Here is a 16,437-nt window from a genome sequence, read left to right as displayed (position 1 = left end):
GAGACGTCCATAACTTCCGACGACGCCGAGATCGGATCCGTCCAAACCTTGCGTGACCACGCGAACCATGTGCTGCTCGGCCATCTGCGCCGGCAACGTCCCGATGGCGAGGCGTTCGAACTGGAAGCGAAGCCTAGCGATGATGCCAGATCGGACGCGCCGCAGCGCGGACCCTCGCTCGCGATCTTCGACAAGCCAGCCCTATTGAGGCAGATCAGGCTGGCCCATCCTGGCGGCGACCTCTTCGACGAGACCGTCATGCCCTTCGTCGCGGCCTCCAACGACGAGCAGACGCGGCTCGAACGGCTGCGCGCGCTTACCGCCCAGGATCCGCTGCGCCGCCTCGTCGTGACGGATACAGATACCCCGGAGCGTCTCGCTCTGCTCCGCGAGGAATGCCCGGGTTTTGTGGCCGTCATCGCCCTGATCGAGCGGGCCGTGGCACTCTCGGCCGTGACCGACACGGCGCTCGCCTTCCCGCCGCTCCTGCTCGTCGGCCCGCCCGGGTTGGGCAAGACCCACTTCGCCCGCCGGCTCGCCGCGGCGCTCGGTGTCGAACAGCATCCGTTCAGCTGCGCCACCAACTCCGACGCGCAAGCGCTGCTGATCGGTCACCCGCCGACCTGGCGTGGGGCGCGCATGGGCGTGCTGACCGAAGCCATGATGGGGGGCGACACCGCCAATCCGCTGATCCTGCTCGACGAGGTCGACAAGTTCGTCACCCACTCGACCGAGAAGCCCTACCACAGCCTTCTTGGACTGCTCGAGCCGGAGAACGCCTGCGCCCTCGTCGATGAGTATCTACGCATCCCGCTCGACCTGTCGCGCTGCCTGATCGTCGCGACCGCAAACGATCTCGAGGCGCTGCCAAATTTCATCTTGGACCGGTTTCTCGTCGTCGCGATCACGCCGCCGGAAGGCGCTATCGTGCGCGCGATCGCCAGCCGCATCGCCGGCGAGATCATCACGGCTCACGGCAATGCGTTCGCCTTGCCGGACGAGGCGATGCTGGCGCGGCTTGCCCAGACCAATCCGCGCGGCATCCGCCGGCTCGTCACGCTGGCGCTCGGCTTCGCCGCGCAGGCCGGGCGGCGGCACCTCAACGTCTCGGATATCACCGCCGCGGAGGCCATCTCCGACGCAATGGGCGCGAGGACGCCGATCGGGTTCGTTCGGCCGAAGTCGAGAGGGGAAGGGACAGGAGATTGAGGGTGAGAACGGGAATGCCCCCGGAAACCCTGCACGGAGAAACAAGACAATGACGACGATCGATCACGGCAAGAGCGCGACCATGCAGGCAAAGCGCGCCATCGGCAGCCGGCTGCTGCCGGAGGGAAGCGCCGGCGCAGTCACCGAATGGTACCCGACCCGGTGGCCGCGGGTCGGCGGGAAGGCGGTCGCGCAGCTGCCTGAGGACGCCTTCGTCATGCCGCGCTTCCTCGAAGCCTATAAGCCGGGCAGGCTGGTGTTCGTGTACTGCGCCGGCTGCGGCGAGGACAACCGGATGCCGGTGGCGACGGGCCTGCTCGGCCTGGCTCGCCGCCTCAGGATGGCGGTGCACAAGGTCTCGGTCACGGCGCAGGTAAATCTCCGCGATCGGATGCGGGAACTGAACGCGGATCACTACGGCGCGCTCACCGTCTGACCCGATGGGCTCTGCTCCGACCTCGGCTACGACAACTGGATGCTCCAGCATATCCTGCCGCCCAGCGCCCCGCTCAGGGGCTCGCCCGTCATGCTCGCGGAGCGCTCGCTCGCGATCCGCCTGCCGGACGAACTGTCGGTGCGCGAGTTCGACAAGCGCCTTCATCACCGCATGCGCAACGCCGCGCTCAATCCCTGGCTGGCGAGCCCGGCTGGGCAGGCTCACTGCGCTCTGCTCGGCATCGCGCCGGAGCAGTTCATGCGCGCGACCGGCTACGGGTTCGGCGAGACCAAGCGTGCGAGCGCCGCGCAGGAGTTCTACTTCTTCCGCCCCAAGGGCCGCGACGCCGAGCGTCTCCTGCGTATCGTCGAGCTGATCATTCACGATCATGTCGCGAACCCGCAGCGCCGGGCCGCCAAGAGCTGGAAATCCAGGGGACAGGGGTTCGGGCAGGCGTTTCACCCGGCGGCGTAGAGTTTCGTCCGGATACTGCCGACATGAGCCAGCCCGCCGTCAGTCGCGGCGGGCTGCGCACCGGGGCTTAGAGGATCCAAGAAAAACGCGTGATTTGGACGGCATCTGTCGGCCCGAGGTTCGCCCCGTAGTTTCGACCTGGCGCATCGTCGATCGTCTCGTTTGGCGTGCATCGATCCCGGTGCCGCCTCGGTGGTACCCGGTACCTCCGGCACGTTTCGATCGGAGATTAACATGTCGCGCTTCAAGTCCTCCCAGGTCCACCAGACCTTGGGGCTCCATGTGGGCGTCCTGCCCAGCACGTCCAACTATACCAACATCCGCGAGTTCGAGGGGCTTGCCATGCCCATCATCGTCCACGAGGGGACGCGTGAGCTCAACGAGCTGCTGCGCTCCGGCGCCAAAGATCGCGTCGTGATCGTCGACGGCAGCCATTTCGGCAGGACCGCGGTCGTCGGTCGCCAGGAGGTGGTCAGCGCCGTCGCGGGGGGCTGCAAGGCCCTCGTCGTTCTCGGTTTGGTCACCCACCTCGCCGCCATCGAGATGGCGCGGATCCCAGTTCTCGCCTTCGCGGCGACGCCCAGGGTCCCCTCGGCCGAGACGGGCCTGGCCAAACCCGGCCTGATCGATATCGATGGTGGGCACGTCTCGGCAATGCACTACATCGTCGGCGATGCCGACGGCGTCGTCGCGGTCGAGAAGGAGCGCTACCAGCAGCGCTTTTCGATCAAGTAGCGGTAATGCGACGCGGGGCTCGTTAACCACCACAGTGTTCATGGTTTGTCCAATCGCCGGGGCAGGCGGATCATGGGTCATCGACCTGATTCGCAAACTCACGGAGACGACATGCTTAAGAATCCCGCCCACGACCTCCCGCCCCCTCATTGCTGCTTCTGTGCCGCCGACCTCGCTTCCCCGCGCTTTGGGGAAGCTCGCGATTACAACGGAGAGACCGTCAGCGTCTTCGCGATCGCCTGCTATCTCAACGAGGAGATCGCGTCCGGCGGCGGTTTTCCGGCGCAGGAGATCGATATCGACATCGTGCGCCGATCGGTGCCGCGCAACCGGCAGGCCTTTCTGGCCAAGCCGCCTACTGAGGCTGAGGCCGACGTCGATGCCGAGCCCCTCCCGTCCCAGCCGGTCGTGCTCATCGAGGACAAAACCAGCGAGACCCGCTTCCGGCTGCTCGACGGCCTCATTCGGCTCAACACGCATATCCGCAAGGGCAAGGCGACGATCCGCTGTTTCGTGATCTCCGCGGCGCTCGTCGATGAAAAGGGTCGCAAGCCGCTCGCGCAGTTGTGGCCGCAGCGGACCTGCACCGAGACGACGCCGCCCGCCGCGCCGCCCAAGCAGCCGGCCCATGGCGAAACCGCGCCGCCGGTCGGAGCTGCGATCGTCAGTTCCGACCATGCCCGAGCTCGACACCTGAATCCGAACGCCCAGCATCCCGACGCGATCTCCATCCTTCCGATCGCGATCACCGCGGCCACGGCCGACCAGAGGACCGGACGTGTCACGGTCGCGCTCGACTCGATCATTCCCAGCCCGATCGATTGGCCTCGGATGAAACGGGCGGACCAGACGCATCTCGACGTCGATCTCACCTTCGACCGCGAGCTGATCAGGCGGCCGGCGCGGGCCGCGATGAGCTTTCCCGAGCTTATCCTGATCCTTTACCTTCTCACGCTGTTCCGATTGATCGGGCGCCAGTCCCCCGAGGAGAAGAGGAACAAGGCCGGCCATACGATCGTCAGCGCGGATCCGCGCTATGACACCATGGTCGGCGCCCCCAAGGATCTGGCCGAAAGGCTGAAGAGCTGGAACAGGCTGCGTCCGGGCAGCGATGGACCGTGGTCGAAGCCCGTTCACGCCGGCCTGGCCCAGCTCGGGCTCGACTGGCGCGCGCTTCACGGCGTGCCCGCTCCGGCGACGATGGCCGATCACGGCTTCGAGCTGATCGAAGCAGCCTTCAAGGCGCTCTGCCTCTCGGAGACGCTGCGCGGACACCTTCACAAGGTTCACAGCATCAACGGAGATCATGCCCCTAACCACGAGGATTGGCGGGACATCCTCGAACTGATGGCCGACGGTATTGTTTATCAAGCCACCCGTGCGGAATATCAGGTCTTTCGGGCGGATCGTGCGTTGCTGGCTCTGCACGGCCGATTCAATCCGGCCAGGATCTGGCGCGACACCGCCCGTGACACGCTTCTCTACGCCTGGCTCGCCGCCATCGGCGACCTGAACCGCCACGGCCGCATGGTCGTGACCTGCCTCATGGCGCAGGAGCTGTTCATCGTCGACGATATCCGCTCGGTCCCCGGGCAGGAGCATGCCGTCGCTCCGGAATGGGATCTTTTCGATCAAGCGCTGGCGCTCGCCGCCGGCGATCCCGTCAGGTCGAAGGCCCTGCGTCGCGATCTCATCCGGCGCTGCATCGCCGCCATGCGCGGCAAATGCGCCGTGGTCCTTACTCTGCCGAGGGAGCCAGCGACCGCCTTCGACTTCGTTGAGCTCAGCCCCCAGGAAAGCATCTACGCCGAGACCCTCAATCTCCAGTCCTGATCGGTCCGCCCGAGGTTCTCCCCGTAGTTTTAAGCCCCGATCTGATCGACTTGGTCGGCCTCCCCACTGGAGGCCACCATGGCCAGGAGGCCGGACCAGAAACGAGACGACGCTGCCCCCGGCCTCCCGGCCGGGGGCAGTCGTGTGTCTGGAGGAAAGGCCGGTCGTCGAAGGCGCGAGAGGGAAAACGTCCTGATCGAATGCGGGTTTGAGAATTTGTCCGTCACCCCTCGGGAAATCGAGCTCCTGTGCCATTATCTTGGGGCTGAGATCGACAAGATTCTGCTGGGCGAAGATTGAGGTCGGTAAGGCGTGATCACTGGTCGGAAGAAAGTCGCGACGGTCGCGCTCCCGCGTAGCGGTCCCCTTCAGGTCTGCGCCTATTGCCGCGTCTCGACGGGGCGGCAGGCCGAGAGCGATCTTTCTATCCCCGATCAGCAGCGGCAGATCGCGGACTATATCGCCGCGAAGGGTTGGCAGCTCGTCGCCACCTATACCGACGCGGGGCTGTCGGCGACGGACGACAATCGGCCGGAGTTCCAGGCCATGATCGACCGGTCGGTGGATGACGACAGGCCGTTCGATGTCATCCTGGTCCACTCCTTCTCGCGCTTCTTCCGCGATTCCTTCAGCTTCGAATACTACCGCCGCAAGCTCGAGAAGAATGGCGTCGCCATCGTGTCGATGACGCAAGCTGTCACCGATGACCCGTCGGGTGCCCTGGTCAGACAGGTCTTCACCCTCTTCGACGAGTACCAGTCGCGCGAGAACGGCAAGCATGTCGAACGCGTGATGAAGGAGAATGCCCGTCAGGGGTTCTACAACGGCTCGCCGGTCGCGTTGGGGTTCACGACGAAGGTCGTCGCCCGGCACGGCAATCGCGACAAGAAGGTTCTGGTCGTCGACCCTGTGGACGCCGAGCTCGTCCGCCGGATCTTCATCCTGTACCGCGATGGCGATCGTGGCAGCGGTCCGATGGGCGTCAAGATGATCGCGACCTGGCTGAACGAACACGGCTATCGGACCAAGCGTGGTGGACTGTTCGGGGTGGCCGCCGTCCATACGATCCTGACCAACCGCATCTATATCGGCGAGACGACATTCAACCGCCGCTGTTCCCGCACGCTGCGCCAGAAGCCGGCCGATCAGCATATCCATGGCGCGGTCGAGCCGATCGTCGATGGCACCCTGTTCGAGTGGGTCCAGCAGGCTCTTCCGATGCGAAGCCCGAAGGTTATCGCGCCGCGTGTCGTCACCGGGCCGATTCTGCTGACGGGGCTCGCCTCGTGTCGCTGCGGCGCCGCCATGACCCTGCGCACCGGCACGGGCGGCAAGGGTAAGGTCTATCAATATTACACCTGCTCGGCCTGTGCCAGGAAGGGCAAGGCCGCCTGTCCAGGACGCTCCATCCGAATGGATCGCCTCGACAGCCTCGTCGTCGAGGCCCTTACGAAAAATCTCCTTCAACCGGATCGCTTGGCCAGCGTCCTGTCGGCTGTGATCGACGCCCGCTCGCGTCGTGCCGAAGACGTCGAAGCCCGGATCAAGCGGTTGGAACAGGCCCGATTCGAGGCCAGGGACAAACTTCGCCGCCTCGTCGACCTCGTTGAGAGCAGCGATATCGTCGACGACGAAATCAAAAGCCGCATCGCCCTGCGCCGCGACGAGATCGCAAAGGTCGATGCCGAGCTCGAACGGCTGCAGGCGCCGCGATCGGGTCAAGAGGATTTTTCCCACGAGGGGCTGGCGCGATTCGGCCAGCTTGTCACGGAAAACATCGCGAATGGCCCAATCCCGTTCCGGAAAGGCTACCTACGGGCGCTGCTCGATCGCGTGGAGGTCGACGACGACGTCGTCCGTCTCATCGGAAGTACCCACGCGCTGGCGCAGGCCGTCAAGGACGGCCCCGCCAATGTGCAGGAAGTTCGCAGATCTGTACCGAAATGGCGCGCCCGAAAGGATTCGAACCTCTGACCCTCAGATTCGTAGTCTGATGCTCTATCCAGCTGAGCTACGGGCGCGTATCAGTGCGTCAAGACGCTTGCGCGTCTGGCCTGATGCGGCGGATGTAGCCGCTCGCTTTCGTCTTGGCAACCCAGAAAATGACGGTGCCTCGCAAAGGGGCTCGGCTGTGGACAGCGCTGGGCGTCACCCGGCTGGACAAGCGGGCCGAAGACGCCGAGGCGGCGTCCTACAATGCCGCGACGAGCCGAGCCCGGTGGCCGGAAAGCAGATCGCCGGATCGGGTTCGATGCCGCCGAACGGTCAGCCGACAGGCGAGCCGATGGCGAGTTTCGGGCGCGGTTCGCGCTTGGGCCGGGCAGGGGGGCGGCCCTTCGGGAGCTTCTCCGCGATCCCGTACAGCCGCTCGCGGCGCTCGAGTTCGCCCCAGATCTCGTTCGGCTCGATGCCCATGGCCGCCCAGAGGGCGACGAGATTGTAGATCAGGTCGGCGCTTTCCAGGATCGTCTCGCGACGCTGGCCCTGAAGTGCGGCGATGCCGGTCTCGACCGCCTCCTCCGCCACCTTCTTCGCCATCTTGGCCATGCCGCCGGCGAAGAGCTTGGCCGTGCGCGAGCGGCTGGGGTCGCCTCCGCGGGTCCGCCCGATGGCAGCGTGAAGTCTCTGGACCGAATCACTCATCATCCGACCCTCAAGCGGCCAAATGTGAGTTTGATGACAGCGGCAGGCGAGGGCTTGCCGCGGAGGGATTGCGGGTATATACCCCGGAAATGCCTTCCCGCTGCTATTGCACCGTCCTGAGAACCGTGACCCGTCGGGTGGCCGGGATCTATGATCGCGCGCTCGCGCCGCTCGGCATCAATATCGCCCAGTACAGCCTGATGCGGAACATCGAGCGGAACGCCCCGCTGACATTGACGCAGCTCGCCCGCCTGACCGAGCTCGACCGTTCGACCATCGGGCGCAATGTCCGCGTGCTGCAGCGCATGGGGCTGGTGGAGCTCGGCCGTGGCGATGACCAGCGCGAGGCCATGGTCGAGCTGAGCGAACGCGGCCAAGCGCTCCTGAACGAGGCTGGGCCGCTCTGGGACGGTATTCAGAGCCAGATGGAGCAGGAGCTCGGCCCCACCACCTTGGCGCTGCTGGAAGCCGTCGCGGCGAACTGACGAAGCCTTTGTTTCGGACATAATACGGGCATATGCCCTTAATGGAGATCACGATGGATCAGATCGTTCATCCGCCGTCCGGCCTTGCCGGCGCGCTGGGGCGCCGAGGCATTCACTATGGCTGGGTGGTCGCCGCCGTGACCTTCCTGACCATGCTGGTCACGGCCGGCGCGGTCGGCGCGCCGGGCGTTCTGATCGGTCCGCTGGAGCGGGAATTCGGCTGGGCGACGGCGGATATCTCCTCGGCGCTGGCGGTGCGGCTCGTGCTGTTTGGCCTGATGGGGCCCTTCGCGGCGGCCTTCATGAACCGGTTCGGGGTCCGGCGGGTCGCGAGCACCGCGCTCGTGCTGATCGCCAGCGGCATTCTCGGCTCCTTCGCGATGACCAAGATCTGGCATCTCGTGCTGCTCTGGGGCGTCGTCGTCGGGCTGGGCACGGGGCTGACCGCGATGGTGCTGGGCGCGACCGTGGCGACGCGCTGGTTCCAGCACAGGCGGGGGCTGGTGATCGGCCTGCTGACGGCGAGCACCGCGACCGGGCAGCTCGTCTTCCTGCCGCTGCTGGCCGGGCTGGCGGACAGTGTCGGCTGGCGCGGCGCGCTCGTCTTCGTGCTCGGGATGCTGCTGTTCGCGGCTTTGATGGTGCTGCTGCTGATGCGGGACCGGCCGTCCGATCTTGGCCTCGCGCCTTATGGTGGCGACCGGATCGTGCCGGCACCGGCGCAGCCCGTCGGTTTCGGGGCGATGCTGATGTCGCCGTTGCTGGCGCTGCGCGAGGCGGCCGGGACGGGCGCCTTCTGGCTGCTCTTCGGCACCTTCTTCGTCTGCGGGGCGAGCACCAACGGCCTCGTCCAGACGCATTTCGTCTCGCTCTGCGGCGATTTCGGCATGGCGGCGGTGACGGCGGCGAGCGTGCTGGCGATGATCGGCGTCTTCGACTTCATCGGCACGGTCGGCTCGGGCTGGCTGTCCGACCGCTATGACAGCCGCTGGCTGCTGTTCTGGTATTATGGCCTGCGCGGGCTGTCGCTGCTCTACCTGCCCTTCACCGATTTCTCGTTCTACGGCTTGTCGCTCTTTGCCGTGTTCTACGGGCTCGACTGGGTCGCGACCGTGCCGCCGACGGTGAAGATCACCGCCGACCGCTTCGGCGAGCGGGCCAATCTGGTCTTCGGCTGGATCTTCGCTGGCCACCAGCTCGGCGCCGCCTTCGCGGCCTATGGGGCGGGCTTCAGCCGCACGGCCTATGACAGCTACCTGCCGGCCTTCTTCATCGCCGGGGCGCTGTGCCTGATCGCCGCCGGCATGGCGGTCTGCCTCAAGGGCGGCAGCCTGCCGCTGCGGGGCCGGCAGGCCGCCGCAGCCTAGGAAATGCGGGTGGCCGAGCCTTGCGTCGCAGGCTCGGCCCTTCGCTCAGCGGGTGGCGCGGCGCGTGGCGCGCGCGACGGACGGCCCGGTGACGGCTCCGGCTGCACCGCCGACGACAGCGCCGACCGGTCCGGCCACGACGGCGCCCGTGCCGGCGCCGACAGCGGCGCCGCCGATGCGCTGCTCCACGGTGTTGCCGCAGGCGGCGAGCATGAGGGCGGCGGCGAGGGCGGAAGCGAGAAGGGGCAGGCGCATGGGCCGGGTCTCCGGTGAAGGCGAGGATGAGAACGCTGTCTTGTCGCCAAGGTTCCCGAGGATGGAAAGCGGATTTCCTGCCGGAGCGGTGGCGATCGCACTTGCGATCCACGGAAAAATCCGTATACAGCCGACATCGCAACAGTCGCACCGTTGTCATGGGCGATGAGGGCCGCGAGGCTCGCTTCGCAGACTGTGAGTTTTTTGACCGGCGCGCTCGCGAGGGCGGGCCGATGGAGTTGGTACAATGAAGATCCGCAATTCGCTGAAGTCGCTGCGTGCGCGCCATCGCGACAACCAGCTGGTGCGCCGCAAGGGCCGCGTCTACATCATCAACAAGGTCCAGAAGCGCTTCAAGGCGCGTCAGGGCTGAGCTTCCACGCGGCCTGCAAGGCCGCGCGGCGGAGCCAGGACTTTGCGAAGCGGGACGCCGATGGCGTGCCGCTTTTTTGCGTTGCCTCGCACAGGCGCCGTCCCGCCTCGCCGGTGCGTGATTTGACGTCCCGGACAGGGCGACTAAATTCTCCCTCATGAGCGCATCTCGCATCGGCACCGCCCTTCTGGCGCTGGCCCTGACATCGGCAGGCGCCATGGCGCAGGCCGTTCCGCCGCAGCGGCCGGGCTCGGTCGCGCCCTCCGACAAGATGGAAAACCCGGCCGCGCCGGAGGCTCCCGCGCCGCGCACGCCGGCGGCGACGCTCGACCGGCTGTTCCAGCGCCTCCATGACGCGAAAACGCCGGAAGAGGCGCAGGGCGTCGCCAACCTGATCCAGCGACGCTGGGCGCGCTCGGGCTCCGACACGGCGGACCTGCTGATGACGCGGGCGCAGGAGGCGCTCAAGGCCAAGCAGACGGATCTGGCGATCGAATTGCTCGACCGGGTCATCAGCCTGCAGCCGGACTGGGCCGAGGCCTGGAACCAGCGCGCCAACGCGCTCTACATCGCTGGCGACCCGATCCGCTCGCTGTTCGACATCGGCGAGACGCTGAAGCGCGAGCCGCGCCATTACGGCGCGATGATGGGGCTCGGCCTCATCCTGCGCCAGCAGGGCGACGACAAGGCGGCCATGGTCGCCTTCCGCCGGGCGCTGGATGTCTATCCGGAATTCGAGACGGTGAAGAAGGCCGTCGAGTCGCTCAAATTCGAGGTCGACGGGCGCGATACCTGAGCGCCCGGAAACCTCCCGTCATGCTCGGGCTTGACCCGAGCATCTCTCGCCGAAGCGGATTTCAGCGCTTTGTCGTCCCGAGATTCTCGGGTCTGCGCTTCGCTTCGCCCGAGAATGACGCTGAGCGATGGCCGGCTCACGCCTTCGCGACATGCTCCTGCGCGACGAAGGCGATGCGGACCATGTTGGTCGCGCCCGGCGTGCCGAAGGGAACGCCGGCGACGACGATCACCCGGTCGCCGATCTTGGCGTAATGCTCGCGCACCGCGAATTTGCAGGCGCGGAAGGCCATGTCGTCGGCGTCGCTGGCGTCCTTGGTGACGATGGCGTGGACACCCCAGACCAAGGTGAGGCGTCGCGCCGTGGCGCGGTTCGGCGTCAGGGCGATCACGGTCGAATTCGGGCGTTCGCGCGCAATGCGGAAGGCGGTGGAGCCGGACGAGGTCCAGGCGCAGATCGCCTTGAGGTTCAGCGTCTCGGCGATCTCGTGGGCCGCCTTGGCGATGGCGTCGGCGCCGGTGGCCTCCGGCTCGTTGCGCTGCGAATCGAGGATCGAGCGGTAGACCGCGTCGTTTTCGACCTCCTCGGCGATGCGGTTCATCATCGTCACCGCCTCGACCGGATACTGGCCGGCGGCGCTCTCGGCGGAGAGCATCACCGCGTCGGCGCCCTCGAAGACGGCGGTCGCGACGTCTGAGACCTCGGCGCGGGTCGGCACCGGGCTCGTGATCATGCTTTCGAGCATCTGGGTCGCGACCACGACCGGCTTGCCCTTGAGCCGGGCCATGCGGGTCAGCCGCTTCTGCGTGCCCGGCACCTTCTCCAGCGGCATCTCGACGCCGAGATCGCCGCGCGCGACCATGATGGCGTCGGAGGCGTCGATGATCTCCTCCATCCGCGCGACGGCCTGCGGCTTCTCGATCTTGGCGAGCGCCAGCGCCCGGCCGCGCACGATCTTGCGCAGCTCCGCCATGTCCTCCGGCCGCTGCACGAAGGAGAGCGCGATCCAGTCGACACCGACCTCGGCCGCGACCTCGGCGTCGGAGCGGTCCTTCTCCGTCAGCGCCGAAACCGGAATGACCGTGTCGGGCAGGCTGACGCCCTTGCGCGAGGAGAGCCGGCCGCCGATCAGCACCTTCGTCACGGCCTGCTCGGGCGTCGCCTGCTCGACGATGAGACGCAGCTTGCCGTCGTCGAGGATGAGATGGTGCCCGGGCTCGAGCGCGCTCAGGATTTCCGGATGGGGCAGGTAGACGCGGTTCACGTCGCCCGGAGCGGGGTCGGAATCGAGGATGAAGCGCGCGCCCTTCTCGAGCATGGCGCCGCCATCGCCGCCGAAGGAGCCGACGCGCAGCTTCGGCCCCTGCAGATCGGCGAGAATGCCGACCGGCCGGCGGAACTTCGCCTCCAGCCCGCGCAGCATCGCGACCTTGTCATGGAGCGTCTCGCGCTGGGTGTGGCTCATATTGATGCGGAAGACGTCGACGCCGGCCTCGAACAGCTTGGCGCACATCTCCTCGGTCGCGGAGGCGGGGCCCAGCGTGGCAATGATCTTGATCCGGCGTTCGCGCTTCATCGTCTTCCCCCGCGGCCGGCTCCAAGCCCGCCGCCATCTCTGTCGTTTCGTGCGGCCTGGTCCCGTTCGGCCCGGCCTCAGGGCCGGGGCGGGGCCCCGCCGGTGGTGTCGGTGAGCTGGATGGTCCAGCTCTTCTGCTCGCCCGTATCGACCTCGAAGAAACCGGCGCGATCATAGCCGCGCGCCAGGCAGTCCTCGATGCCGCGAATCGTGAATTCCTTGTTGCGCACGCACATGACGGATTTGCCCGTCCATTCGCCGCCCTTGTCGTAATCGACGGCGTGCACATAGTAATAACGCGCGGCCAGCGTGCCACGCAGCAGCGTCTCGCAGCCGCGCGGGCTGATGTTCCACCAGCCCTCGGTCGTCCAGCCCTGCGCGTCGCGATAGCCGATGGCGACGCCGATGCGGCTCGTGGTGGTGTTGCACATGCGCAGATCGGCCTTGGCCGGCAGCGCTCCCAGGAGCAGGAAGGCGGCGCCGACGGCCCATGCAAAGGCGGCCGTTCGAGGATGTCCGGGCATTCTCACGGTTCGATCAGGATCACGCGGCAGTCATTGACGTTCGTCAGGGTCGGTCCCGGCTGCAGCAAATCGCCGAGCGCTTCGAAGAAGCCGGTCGAATCGTTGTCGGCGAGGGATCGGGCAGGATCAAGGCCGATCGCGGCCGCGCGCGTCAATGTCTGGGGATCGATGACGGCGCCGGCCGGGTCGGTCGCCTCGCCGCCGCCGCCATCGGTGCCGTCCGTATCGCCGGCGAGCGCGACGATGCCCGCCTCTCCGCCAAGCGCGATCGCGAGCGCCAGCGCATATTCCTGGCTCGGGCCGCCGCGGCCGGAGCCACGCAGGGTCACGGTCAATTCGCCGCCGGAGAGGATCGCGGCGCGCCGGCCCTCGGCCTTCAGGCGCCTGGCCATGTCGGCATGGGCGGCGGCGACCTCGCGGGCCTCGCCCTCCAGATCCGCGCCGAGATCGATCACCTCATAGCCGGCCGCCCCGGCGGCGGCGCGGGCGGCGCCGAGCGCATCGGCGGGGCGAGCGATGATGCGGAACGTGCTGTTGGCGAAGGCGGGGTGGCCGGGCTTCGGCGTCTCATTGGCGTCGTCGTCGATGAGGGCGCGGGCGGCCGGCGGCAGATCGAGCCCATAGCGGGCGACGATGGCGCGGGCGTCCGCCATGGTGCTCGGATCGGGCACGGTCGGGCCCGAGGCGATGGCGGCAGGGTCGTCGCCGGGCACGTCGGAGATCGCGAGGGTCAGGAGCCGGGCCGGCGCGGCAGCGAGCGCGAGCCGGCCGCCCTTGATGCGCGAGAGCCGCTTGCGGACGATGTTCATCTCGCCGATCGGCGCGCCGGAGCGCAGCAGCGCCTTGGTCACCGCCCGCTTCTCGGCGAGCGTCAGCTGGCCGGCGGGCGCGACCCAATTGGCTGAGCCGCCGCCGGAAAGCAGGACGAGCACGAGGTCGTCGGCTGTCGCGGAGGCTGCGAGTTCGAGCGCGCGGCCGGCGCTGGCGACGCTGCCTTCGTCCGGCACCGGATGGCCGGCGGCCACCATCGGGATCAGCCGGGTCGGCGCGGTATAGCCGTGGCGGGCGACGGCGTGGCCGGTGAGACGCTCGGGCGGCAGGCCGCCCTCGAGGTAATGCGCCTCCGCCAGCGCCGTCATGCTGCCGGCGGCCTTGCCGGCGGCGAGCAGGATCAGGCGGCCCCGTTCCGGGGCGGGCGGCAGATGCTGCGGCAGGCAGCCCGAAGGATGCGCGCGCGCCACGGCGGCATCGTAGATCGTCAGCGCGGTCAGGCGCAGTTCGCTGATGTCGATCGATGATGGCCGCACGCCGCGCCTCGCCCCCGCGCCGCCCGTCGAGGGCGGTTGTTTATGGCCGAGTCTTAGGCCGGGCGCGCGCGCGCGTCATCTGCCTTTTGATGATGTAATCATACTTTTGAAGCTGCCGCGGCATCGGATCTGTTGAAGGACGCGCCGCTGCGAAGCGTTGCGGCTTGACGCCCGGACCCGTTCCGGGCGAACGCTGCCGGCCGAATTTTACGATCCCGAAGGATATGACATGGACGATCCGGTTCAGGGCGATCAGCTCAAGAGCATCGTCGAGCGCATCGAGCGGCTCGAGGAAGAGAAGAAGACGATCGCCGACGACATCAAGGAGGTCTATGCCGAGGCCAAGGGCAACGGCTACGACGTCAAGGTGCTGCGCAAGGTCGTCGCGCTGCGCAAGCGCGACCTCGAGGAGCGCAAGGAGGAAGAGGCGATCCTCGACCTCTATCTCCAGGCGGTCGGCGAGACGGTCTGAGCCTCGACAGAGAATACTGAAACGCCGCTCGAGAGATCCCGAGCGGCGTTTGCTTTTCAAGCGGTTCGTTCAGGCGACGAAACGCAGCCCGGTCCGTCCGGCGCTGCCCGGTCGCGAGCCTCGTTCAACGGTGGGTACGGAACCGCAGCTCGTCGTCGATGAAGGTCTTCTCCGCAAAGCCGGCCTCATTGGAGCCGAAGGGCATCTGGGCCTTGAGCTCCCAGGAGGCCGGGATGTTCCATGTCTTGGCCACGTCGGCATCGACGAGCGGATGATAGTGCTGAAGGCTCGCGCCGATACCGGCGTCGGCAAGCGCCGTCCACACCGCCAACTGCGCCATGCCGGTCGAATGTTCGGACCAGATCGGGAAGTTGTGCGCGTAGAGCGGGAAATTGGCTTGGAGCGCCTTGACCGGCTCCTGATCCTCGTAGAACAGCACCGTCCCGGCGCCGCTGGCGAAGCTGTCGAGCTTCTTGCTCGTCGCCTGGAAATCCGCCGCCGGCACGACCGCACGAAGCGCCTCGCTGGCGATGTTCCAGAACTTGTCGCTCTCCTTGCCGAAAAGGACGACGGCGCGCGAGCTCTGCGAGTTGAAGCTGGAGGGGGACAGGCGGATCGCGTCCCTGATCAGGGCATCGACCTGCGTTTCGGAGATCGGCAGGTTCTTGCCGAGGGCATATTGCGTACGGCGCTTCTTAAGCTTGTCGAGCATGGCTTCCTCGTAGGTGAACGCGGATCACGCTGGCAGGCCGATGAGCCGGAATGGCTTTTCTCGGAACGCACCCTGGGGCGCCCTTCTGCGAAAGCGGGACCTGATGTTCGGTGGTGGAGAGGTAGCGGTTCACTTGCTGCACCGGAACACCCATAATAGGCACCAGACTGTTGCATCCGGAGGAACGCCCCATGGCGGAGCTCGACGATATCCGCAGCTTCATCGCCGTCGCCGAGACGGGCGGCTTCGGTCGCGCGGCCCAGATTCTCGGCCTGTCGAAATCCATCGTCAGCCGCCGCGTCAGCAAGCTGGAGGAGGAACTCGGCACGCGCCTGCTCAGCCGCACGACGCGCGGAGTGAGCCCGACCGAGGCCGGCAACGAGTTCAAGGCCCGCAGCGAGCGCATCCTGGCGGAGCTGGAGGAGGCGCGCGAGGCGGTGGCGCAGCAGGCGGGCGGCGTCGCCGGCCGGTTGCGGCTCGCCATGCCGCTGACCTTCGGCAACCGCCATGTCGCGCCGCTGCTGCGGGAGCTTGCGCTGAAATATCCCCGGCTCGAGATCGACGTTCATGCCAGCGATCAATATGTCGACCTGATCGGCGAGCGGTTCGATGCGGCGATCCGGGTCGGGACGCTGAAGGATTCGAGCCTGATCGCCCGGCGCATCGCGCCGGTTCACACTTCCGTTCTCGGCAGCCCCTCCTATTTCGCCCGCAAGGGCCGTCCCGCGACGCCGCACGATCTCGCCGAGCATGATTGCCTGCTCTACACCGGGACCGCCGAGCAGGAATGGACGTTCCGGATGGGCAAGCGCTGGGTTTCCGTCCGGCCGCCGGGCCGGTTGCGCTCGGATAGCGGCGAGACCTTGCTGGAATGGGCCGTGGCCGGGCTCGGCCTCGTCGTGCTGCCGAACTTCATCGCGTCGGACGCGATCCACTCGGGCGCGCTCAAGCACGCGCTGCTGGATTATCCGATGCCGACGCGCGGGCTCTATGTCGTGCGCCCGCCCGGCGCCTTCGTGCCGGGTAAGGTGCGCGTGCTGATCGACCTGCTCGTCGAGCGCTTCGGCGGCACGCCCTATTGGGACCCCTGCCAGATGGCGATGCAGGAGCGAGGCGTCTCCCGGGAGGCTCCGTGGGAAAGCGGCGAAGCGGTCGCCAGGGTTGCCGCCGCGCCGGAGCATCAGCCGGCGTGATCCCCGGCATCACGCGATTTCGCGTGGCTTTCGGCGCGGCTTCCGGC

The 16,437-nt window shown here is 67.2% G+C and carries 18 protein-coding genes and 1 tRNA gene; 12 read left to right on the top strand and 7 right to left on the bottom strand.

Annotated features, from left to right (window positions below):
- Window positions 1-48: 48 nt before the first annotated feature.
- The 6 genes from AB6806_RS18620 (at window position 49) to AB6806_RS18595 (ending at window position 6,661) form a co-directional block, all read left to right on the top strand.
- Window positions 49-1,209, top strand: coding sequence for an AAA family ATPase (locus AB6806_RS18620; protein ID WP_370955118.1), 1,161 nt, complete (start codon window positions 49-51; stop codon window positions 1,207-1,209).
- A gap of 49 nt (window positions 1,210-1,258) precedes the next feature.
- Window positions 1,259-1,645 (top strand): hypothetical protein, encoded by a 387-nt coding sequence (locus AB6806_RS18615; protein WP_370955117.1) that lies wholly within the window; start codon window positions 1,259-1,261, stop codon window positions 1,643-1,645.
- 39 nt (window positions 1,646-1,684) lie between these two features.
- On the top strand, window positions 1,685-2,119 hold the full coding sequence (locus AB6806_RS18610; protein ID WP_370955116.1) for a hypothetical protein: 435 nt from the start codon (window positions 1,685-1,687) through the stop codon (window positions 2,117-2,119).
- A 234-nt stretch (window positions 2,120-2,353) separates the two neighbouring features.
- Window positions 2,354-2,854 (top strand): RraA family protein, encoded by a 501-nt coding sequence (locus AB6806_RS18605; protein ID WP_370955115.1) that lies wholly within the window; start codon window positions 2,354-2,356, stop codon window positions 2,852-2,854.
- A gap of 111 nt (window positions 2,855-2,965) precedes the next feature.
- Window positions 2,966-4,687, top strand: a complete 1,722-nt coding sequence (locus AB6806_RS18600; protein ID WP_370955114.1) for a hypothetical protein — start codon at window positions 2,966-2,968, stop codon at window positions 4,685-4,687.
- Window positions 4,688-4,999: 312 nt separating this feature from the next.
- On the top strand, window positions 5,000-6,661 hold the full coding sequence (locus tag AB6806_RS18595; RefSeq protein ID WP_370955113.1) for a recombinase family protein: 1,662 nt from the start codon (window positions 5,000-5,002) through the stop codon (window positions 6,659-6,661).
- On the opposite strand, the gene AB6806_RS18590 is transcribed toward AB6806_RS18595, so the two are convergent.
- A tRNA-Arg gene (locus AB6806_RS18590) sits at window positions 6,632-6,708 on the bottom strand. The genes AB6806_RS18595 and AB6806_RS18590 overlap by 30 nt on opposite strands.
- A 244-nt stretch (window positions 6,709-6,952) precedes the next feature.
- Window positions 6,953-7,333 carry a phosphoribosyl-ATP diphosphatase gene (hisE, locus tag AB6806_RS18585; RefSeq protein WP_370955112.1) on the bottom strand — a complete coding sequence of 127 codons (381 nt, stop codon included), beginning with the start codon at window positions 7,331-7,333 and terminating at the stop codon, window positions 6,953-6,955.
- Window positions 7,334-7,419: 86 nt separating this feature from the next.
- Here hisE and AB6806_RS18580 point away from each other — a divergent pair, with 86 nt between their 5' ends.
- Both AB6806_RS18580 and AB6806_RS18575 read left to right on the top strand, forming a co-directional pair.
- Entirely contained in the window at window positions 7,420-7,815 is a 396-nt protein-coding gene (locus tag AB6806_RS18580; protein ID WP_112764904.1) for a MarR family winged helix-turn-helix transcriptional regulator, read from the top strand.
- A gap of 53 nt (window positions 7,816-7,868) precedes the next feature.
- The gene (locus AB6806_RS18575) at window positions 7,869-9,182 is read left to right on the top strand and encodes an MFS transporter (RefSeq protein WP_142023041.1); all 1,314 of its coding nucleotides are present in this window, start codon (window positions 7,869-7,871) and stop codon (window positions 9,180-9,182) included.
- 45 nt (window positions 9,183-9,227) lie between these two features.
- Here the strand turns inward: AB6806_RS18575 and AB6806_RS18570 are convergent, their stop codons facing one another.
- Window positions 9,228-9,437 carry a hypothetical protein gene (locus tag AB6806_RS18570; RefSeq protein WP_142023042.1) on the bottom strand — a complete coding sequence of 70 codons (210 nt, stop codon included), beginning with the start codon at window positions 9,435-9,437 and terminating at the stop codon, window positions 9,228-9,230.
- 247 nt (window positions 9,438-9,684) lie between these two features.
- On the opposite strand from AB6806_RS18570, the gene ykgO reads away from it, so the two are divergent.
- Together ykgO and AB6806_RS18560 are read left to right on the top strand one after the other, a co-directional pair.
- The gene (gene ykgO / locus AB6806_RS18565; protein ID WP_038363015.1) at window positions 9,685-9,810 is read left to right on the top strand and encodes a type B 50S ribosomal protein L36; all 126 of its coding nucleotides are present in this window, start codon (window positions 9,685-9,687) and stop codon (window positions 9,808-9,810) included.
- A 157-nt stretch (window positions 9,811-9,967) separates the two neighbouring features.
- Window positions 9,968-10,606, top strand: a complete 639-nt coding sequence (locus tag AB6806_RS18560) for a tetratricopeptide repeat protein (protein ID WP_112764903.1) — start codon at window positions 9,968-9,970, stop codon at window positions 10,604-10,606.
- 136 nt (window positions 10,607-10,742) lie between these two features.
- Here the strand turns inward: AB6806_RS18560 and pyk are convergent, their stop codons facing one another.
- The 3 genes from pyk to AB6806_RS18545 all read right to left on the bottom strand — a co-directional run bounded on the left by pyk (window position 10,743) and on the right by AB6806_RS18545 (window position 14,013).
- Window positions 10,743-12,182: a pyruvate kinase gene (gene pyk / locus AB6806_RS18555; protein WP_113251925.1), complete on the bottom strand. Its 1,440-nt coding sequence runs from the start codon at window positions 12,180-12,182 to the stop codon at window positions 10,743-10,745.
- Window positions 12,183-12,259: 77 nt separating this feature from the next.
- Window positions 12,260-12,706: a DUF1036 domain-containing protein gene (locus AB6806_RS18550; RefSeq protein WP_038363021.1), complete on the bottom strand. Its 447-nt coding sequence runs from the start codon at window positions 12,704-12,706 to the stop codon at window positions 12,260-12,262.
- A 2-nt stretch (window positions 12,707-12,708) separates the two neighbouring features.
- Window positions 12,709-14,013: a glycerate kinase type-2 family protein gene (locus tag AB6806_RS18545; protein WP_370955111.1), complete on the bottom strand. Its 1,305-nt coding sequence runs from the start codon at window positions 14,011-14,013 to the stop codon at window positions 12,709-12,711.
- A 229-nt stretch (window positions 14,014-14,242) separates the two neighbouring features.
- Here AB6806_RS18545 and AB6806_RS18540 point away from each other — a divergent pair, with 229 nt between their 5' ends.
- Window positions 14,243-14,485 carry a DUF2312 domain-containing protein gene (locus tag AB6806_RS18540; protein WP_038363023.1) on the top strand — a complete coding sequence of 81 codons (243 nt, stop codon included), beginning with the start codon at window positions 14,243-14,245 and terminating at the stop codon, window positions 14,483-14,485.
- Between the two features lie 124 nt (window positions 14,486-14,609).
- On the opposite strand, the gene AB6806_RS18535 is transcribed toward AB6806_RS18540, so the two are convergent.
- Window positions 14,610-15,197 (bottom strand): nitroreductase family protein, encoded by a 588-nt coding sequence (locus AB6806_RS18535; RefSeq protein ID WP_038363026.1) that lies wholly within the window; start codon window positions 15,195-15,197, stop codon window positions 14,610-14,612.
- Window positions 15,198-15,388: 191 nt separating this feature from the next.
- Between AB6806_RS18535 and AB6806_RS18530 the strand changes: the two genes are divergently transcribed.
- A complete protein-coding gene (locus tag AB6806_RS18530) occupies window positions 15,389-16,390 on the top strand; it encodes a LysR family transcriptional regulator (RefSeq protein ID WP_112764901.1) in 1,002 nt (333 codons plus the stop codon).
- The last annotated feature ends 47 nt before the right edge of the window (window positions 16,391-16,437 follow it).

The sequence above is a fragment of the Allobosea sp. RCC_152_1 genome, assembly GCF_041360765.1.
Lineage (GTDB): Bacteria > Pseudomonadota > Alphaproteobacteria > Rhizobiales > Beijerinckiaceae > Allobosea > Allobosea spartocytisi.
This window is presented reverse-complemented; position numbering and strand designations above follow the sequence as displayed.